Origin of the sequence: Treponema sp. (assembly GCF_024696245.1) — a bacterium.
Taxonomy (GTDB): Bacteria; Spirochaetota; Spirochaetia; order Treponematales; family Treponemataceae; genus Treponema_D.
In genome coordinates, this window is record NZ_JAILGZ010000133.1 from 1 (window position 1) to 5,196 (window position 5,196).

The 5,196-nt window shown below is 38.4% G+C and carries 4 protein-coding genes; 3 read left to right on the forward strand and 1 reads right to left on the reverse strand.

All coding sequences use genetic code 11. The features are described from left to right. Positions 1 to 381: helix-turn-helix domain-containing protein (locus K6D58_RS09630; RefSeq protein ID WP_296830142.1), on the forward strand; the 381-nt coding region annotated here is incomplete at its 5' end. A gap of 4 nt (positions 382 to 385) precedes the next feature. Here the strand turns inward: K6D58_RS09630 and K6D58_RS09635 are convergent. Then, positions 386 to 2,434 (reverse strand): methyl-accepting chemotaxis protein, encoded by a 2,049-nt coding sequence (locus K6D58_RS09635; protein WP_296830144.1) that lies wholly within the window; start codon positions 2,432 to 2,434, stop codon positions 386 to 388. Positions 2,435 to 2,580: 146 nt separating this feature from the next. Here K6D58_RS09635 and K6D58_RS09640 point away from each other — a divergent pair, with 146 nt between their 5' ends. Both K6D58_RS09640 and K6D58_RS09645 read left to right on the forward strand, forming a co-directional pair. Further along, positions 2,581 to 3,588: a LacI family DNA-binding transcriptional regulator gene (locus tag K6D58_RS09640; protein WP_296830146.1), complete on the forward strand. Its 1,008-nt coding sequence runs from the start codon at positions 2,581 to 2,583 to the stop codon at positions 3,586 to 3,588. 97 nt (positions 3,589 to 3,685) lie between these two features. Beyond that, positions 3,686 to 5,196, forward strand: a 1,511-nt coding sequence (locus tag K6D58_RS09645) for a GH36-type glycosyl hydrolase domain-containing protein (protein ID WP_486389761.1), incomplete at its 3' end; no start/stop codon positions are given.

Here is a 5,196-nt window from a genome sequence, read left to right on the forward strand (position 1 = left end):
GATTCTATTATTAGTATTTTTTTACTAATGAAGTTTAATGAAAATCTAAAATACTACATGGAAAGTCGCGGGATACAGACGAAGGAACTTTCGGCAAAAACAGGAATTAAAATAGATACAATAAACAGTTATTTAAAGACAAATGGTTCTCTTCCAAATATAGAAAATGCCTTTAAACTGGCTCAGACGCTTGATATTACAATGGAAGAGTTAACAGAAGGGAGCATAGTTCCTAAGAAACATACCCCCATAGAAATTAAGATTCCAAAAGAATTGGAAGAAATACAGAATATTGCAAACATGTTAACCAAGTTTTCACAAAAAGATATTGCGATTATTTACAACCTGGTAACAAGTCTGCATCAAAAATATATAAAATAACAGCCTAAGCCTTAAACTGACTGAGCAGAGAAGACATAATATCAATATTTTCTTTTGTCTGACTTGCAAGACCAGAAACGCTCTGTGTAGAAGCGCTGATTTCCTGAGAACCGGCAGTCATCTCATCCATACTGCCAAGAATAGTCTGTGAAATCTGAGCAACCTGTGCCATATCATTCTGGACATTTTCAATACCCTGCTTAAGTTCGCCAGACTTTTCATTTACAGTGCTAGACTGATTCTTCATATCATTCAAAGCAAGCAAAATCTGGTTAGAAGCCTGACTCTGTTCTGTCATGGCATTATCAATCTGCCTCATAATTGTATCTGTAGAATTCAATTGAGTTACAATCGACTCAAATGAATTTTGAGAGTCTTTTGAAAGGCCAACAACTTCCTGAATAGAAGCAGAAATACCCTTCAACTCTGTATTAATCTGCTTAGACTGATTAGATGTGGTTTCTGCAAGCTTACGAATTTCATCTGCAACAACGCTGAAGCCCCTGCCGGCTTCGCCAGCATGAGCCGCTTCAATTGCAGCATTCATAGCAAGAAGGTTTGTCTGAGAAGCAACCTGGGCAATCATATTGTTTGCCTGAAGCAGCATCTTAGACTGCTCAGACATTTCTGTTACCTTTGCAGTTACGTTATCAATCTTTGTACTACTTTCAGTTACATTTGTATCGAGCACCTGAATATTATCAGCCATCTTCTTTACAGAATTTGTTACAGAATTGATATTACTGAGCATCTGCTCAATAGCTGCAGAAGACTCTGTTATTCCGGCAACCTGATTATTAATAAGATCTACCAGTTCCTGCACGCTGATTGCCGACTTTGTAAGTACATCAGAAGTATCTGCAACAGCTTCAGCCTGACTTTCAGACTGACGACGAACACTATCAATGTTAGCCATAATTTCTGTTGTGGCACTTGCAGTTTCCTGCGCATTATTTCCAAGCTTCATGCCAATTTCACCAAGAGAATTCTGGGCTTCGGCAAGTTTTTTTACAATTTCCTGAAGAATTCCAATAAATACATTTACATGACTGCTAAGTTCCGCAAACTCATCGGTACCTTTTACAGGGATACGTGTAGTTAAATCAGCATCTCCAGAAGCAAGATTTTCCATAGAATCGCGGACAAAGTTCAGTTTCTTAATAATGAGTCTGTAAACAAGAAGAATCATTACAAGCAATAAGACCACAGTAAGCACAATTGTAATACTGATAAGAGGAAGGAAGATTCCAGTAGCAATATCAGTTACAACAGAAAGCCTTTCTCCAAGGAAGAAGGCAGTAAGCGCATTTCCTTTCTGATCTTTAATTGGGAAGTAAACAGCAATATAGCGGGTACCATTAATAGTGGTGATTAAAACAACATCCTCACCCTGCATTACCCTATTAATAATAGAAGAATCTTTAATATCAGTTCCCTTCATACCCGTCAAAGAAGTATAAATTCGCTTATTTCCAGAAAAATAAGTTGCCTCGATATTATACATATTTGTAACACGTTTAATTAAAGCATCACCAGAAATCTGCTGCTTTGTAACTGCAACTCCCACAATCTGACCATTTACTTTTATTGGTTTTGCACAGATTCCGAAGATTTCCTTGTTTTCTTTATAAATATCAAAAGTTTCTTCACCTTTTAAAGCCTTAGAAACATAAGTAGCTGCATCTACAGAACCAAGACTTGTGGTTGTCTTCTTTTTTCCCTGGGCATCAAAAATTGCGGCATTTTCAGTATTATAATATTCAATAGTCTGATGACAAACTTCATTTACATAAACAGGCTTAAATCCGTTTTCTTCATAACCTTTCGAAAAAATTTCAGCCATCCAGCCAGCTGCATTTTTCAGGTTAGCTCCCATCTCATCAATAATCAAAGTTACACCCTTTGATTCATTAACAAGAGTTTCTTCCATATAGTTCACAACACCAGATTCAAGTCTGGTATCAATCACCATAAATAATGCTATAGCAAAAATAATCATTCCAATAACAAAGGAACCAATTACACGAAAGGCTACAGACTGAGTTTTCTTCATACAATCCTCCAGGTAAGGTATCAAAATGATAGTGACAACTATTATAACAGAGAAAATAAAGCAATAAAAGTAATAATTTTCATATTATCTATTATATTTTTACGAAAACGTTTGCGTAAATCTGGATATAGGGTTATCATAAGACCATGGTCACACTAAAAGATATAGCAAAAGAATGTAATGTTTCATTTTCAACAGTAAGTAAGGCATTAAAGGGCGATTCAGAAATAAGTATAGAAACTCAAAAGCTTGTACAGAATATGGCTAAAAAAATGGGCTATCACCCTAACCTTGCAGCCAGAACTCTCAGAACAAAAAGAACCTTTGATATTGGTGTGATTTTTGAAGATAAAACAGGAGCTGGTTTCCAGCACCAGTACTTTGCAACCATTTTAAGCGGGCTCCAATCTGTTGCCCAGGCAAAAGGTTACGAAATCACACTGACAAGCACAAAGCCGGTAAAAGGTTATGACTATTACAATCACATGAAGGGCCGGGGTTTTGACGGTGTTGCAATTCTTTCATGCGATTTTAATTCAGCAGAAATTAAAAAACTCATTAAGAGTGAAATTCCTACAGTTTCCCTTGATTTTTTCTATGATAAAAATCACACAGCGGTAATGAGCAACAACGAAGTGGGAATTTCTGAACTGACCGAATATGTAATTTCTAAAGGACACAAAAAAATAGCATTTATTCATGGTGAAAATACACTTGTAACTCAGGAACGTATTGAATCATTTAAAAAAGCCTGCCAGGCTCACGGAATAACAATTCCAGAAGATTATTTTGCAGAAGCTCTCTACAACGACCCCTTTACAAGTGCCGAAGCAACAAATATTCTGCTATCACTTCCAGACGCGCCAACCTGTATTTTCTATCCTGATGACTACTCTGCACTGGGTGGTATACGCGAGCTAAATGCAAGAGGCTTACATCCAGGTCAAGACATTAGTATAGTAGGATACGATGGAATTATGCTTACTTCTATGATGATTCCACCACTCACCACCTACGAACAGAACGGAAAGAAAATAGGTGCCACAATTGCTGAAAACCTGATTGCCAACATTGAACAGGGAGAAAACTACGCGCCTAAGTGCGAACTTGTTTCTGGGCGAATTCTTAAAGGCGATACAGTAAACATTTTATAGAGATATTGCAAAATCATTTGTGTTGTTGTATACTCTTGATAATTACTACAACGTTTTCGTAAAACGTTTAATCATACCATAAATAGGAGATTTCTTAATGAAATTCGGACATTTTGATGATGCCAAACGAGAGTATGTTATTGAAACACCTCGCACTCCATATCCATGGATTAACTATCTCGGAACACAGGGTTTTTTCTCATTAATTTCTAACACTGCCGGAGGATACTCATTCTACAAAGATGCTCGCCTCCGCCGCATTACACGCTACCGCTACAACAATGTTCCTATCGATATGGGCGGCCGTTATTTTTACATCAATGATAATGGAACAATCTGGAATCCTGGCTGGTCTCCTGTAAAAACTGAACTTGATAGCTATGAATGCCGCCACGGAATGGGCTACACAATCATTACTGGTAAGAAAAATGATTTGAAGGCTGAAGTAACTTTCTTTGTTCCTCAGGACTATGATGGTGAAGTTCAGCAGGTTGTACTCACAAACGAAGGCAAATCTACAAAAACATTCAAGTTCTGGTCATTTGCAGAATGGTGTCTTTGGGATGCTCAGGACGACTGCACAAACTTCCAGAGAAACTTCTCTACTGGTCGTGTAGAAATCAAAGATTCAGTTATCTACCACAAAACAGAATATCGTGACCGCCGCAATCACTACGCTTTCTATTCTGTAAACGATAAGATTGATGGATACGACACAGACCGCGACACATTCATTGGCTTGTACAATGGTTTCCACAACCCACAGCAGGTTTTGGACGGAAAATGTGGCAATTCACTTGCAGACGGATGGTCACCAATCGCTTCTCACTACAAAGAAATTACTTTGAAAGCAGGAGAATCAAAAACTTTAGTATTCGTACTTGGTTATGTTGAAATGCCAGTTGAAAAGAAATTCGAAGCTGACGGAAAAACAATCAACAAGGAAAAAGCCCTTGCTATGATTGAAAAATACAACTCACCAGAAAAGTTTGCCGATGGTATGAAAGAGCTCCGCGCTTACTGGGACAAGCTTCTTGGTATTTTGAATGTAAACACACCAGAAGACAAGGTAAACCGCATGGTAAACATCTGGAACCAGTATCAGTGTATGGTTACATTCAACCTGTCTCGCTCGGCAAGCTACTTTGAAAGCGGTATCGGACGTGGTATGGGATTCCGCGATTCAAATCAGGATATTCTTGGTTTCGTTCACCAGATTCCAGACCGTGCTCGCGAAAGACTTATCGACATTGCTTCTACTCAGCTTGAAGACGGCGGATGTTACCATCAGTACCAGCCACTTACAAAGAAAGGAAACGCAGACATTGGTGGAGACTTCTCTGATGACCCACTCTGGATGATTCTTTCTGTATCAGCTTATATTAAGGAAACCGGCGACTGGTCAATTCTCGATGCAAAAGTTCCTTACGATAATGATGAGTCAAAAGCAAAATCAATGCTTGATCACCTTACAGTAAGCTTCTACCACATTGTAAACAACCTGGGACCTCACGGACTTCCACTTGCAATGCGCGCAGACTGGAACGACTGTATCAACCTTTCTTGTTTCTCTGACACACCAGGTGAAAGCTTCCAGACTTATACAAA

Bases quoted from the DNA above. Each gene is read 5' to 3' on its own strand.
- K6D58_RS09635 (WP_296830144.1), bottom strand. From the start codon at position 2,434: ATGAAGAAAACTCAGTCTGTAGCCTTTCGTGTAATTGGTTCCTTTGTT.
- K6D58_RS09640 (WP_296830146.1), top strand. From the start codon at position 2,581: ATGGTCACACTAAAAGATATAGCAAAAGAATGTAATGTTTCATTTTCA.